The organism is Humibacter antri, assembly GCF_054777235.1.
Genome location: NZ_BAAHAW010000054.1, coordinates 1 through 1,170, shown reverse-complemented (window position 1 = coordinate 1,170; position 1,170 = coordinate 1). Strand labels below are relative to the sequence as shown.

2 protein-coding genes are annotated in these 1,170 nt (G+C 67.0%); both read right to left on the bottom strand.

All coding sequences use genetic code 11. The features are described 5' to 3' along the window. A partial coding sequence (locus ACYVDK_RS18235) for an IS3 family transposase (protein WP_460524425.1) occupies nt 1-851 on the bottom strand: 851 nt, incomplete at its 3' end. Then, on the bottom strand, nt 848-1,170 hold a 323-nt coding region (locus ACYVDK_RS18230; RefSeq protein ID WP_460524423.1), incomplete at its 5' end, for a transposase. The genes ACYVDK_RS18230 and ACYVDK_RS18235, both read right to left, overlap by 4 nt.

Here is a 1,170-nt window from a genome sequence, read left to right as displayed (position 1 = left end):
TACTCTAGTGGGCTGAGGTAGCCGATGCCGGAGTGGCGTCGGCGGGCGTTGTACCAGCCGTCGATCCACGCGTAGGAGCCACGGCGTGCGGCATCGATCGTGGCGAACGCGTGCCGGTGGTAGTACTCGTTCTTGAAGGTCGACCAGAACGATTCCGCGGCGGCGTTGTCCCAGCACACCCCGGTACGCCCCATCGAGCGCAGCACGCCGAGTTCGGTCGCCGCGTCGGCGAGTTGGCTGCTGGTGTACTGGGTGCCCCTATCGGCGTGGAAGATCACCTTCCGGGGCAGCACGCCGCGCAGCGCGACGGCTTGCCGCAGCGCGTCCTCGACGAGGTCGGTGTGCATACTGTCGGCCACGGTGCGTCCGAGGACCCGGCGGGTGTGCCCGTCCCGGACCACGCACAGGTAGGCCCACCCTTCACCGGTACGCAGATACGTGATGTCACTGAACCAAGCAACATCCCGGCCGCCCTGATCGAACTCCCGCTCGATCAGGTCGGGCACGGGGAACGGGTCCTCACCGTGCACAGTGGTCGGCGGGTGCCAGGTGCGGGGGCTGATCCCTGCAATCCCTTGATCGCGCATCAGTTTCGCGACCGTCTTCCGTGACACGGCCACGCCGGCGTCTTGCAGATCGGCGCGGATCCGGGGAGCCCCGTACGTGCCATCAGAAGCGTCATGGAAGCCGATGATCTGCGCGGTCAGCACGGCGGCCCGCTGCTGTCGCGGCGAGGGGCCGGCCGTCACCCGGGCACGCCACTCATAGAACCGGCGCCGATCCACACCCAGCAGCATGCACATGCGCGTGATCGTCATCCTCGTGTTGCCGGCCTTCTCCGCCTGAATCACCGCGAACCGCTCCTCGGGTTCTGCTTCGATGCGAAGAAGGCCGCCGCTTTTCCCAGGAACTCGTTGTCCATCCGCAGCTCCTGCACCTCACGACGCAACCGTTCCAACTCGGCCCGTTCATCCAGATCCAACGGCACCTCCTCCGGCCCGGTGCGAGCGCGCTCAGCATGCACCCACCGGCCCAGCAATTGCTCACCGACGCCGATCTCCCGCGCGACCGCGGCAACCGGGCGCCCGGTGTCGATCACCAGATGCGCAGCCTCACGCCGATACTCCGACGTATACGTCTTCCTCTTCTTGCTCGTGCCCATCGCGGACA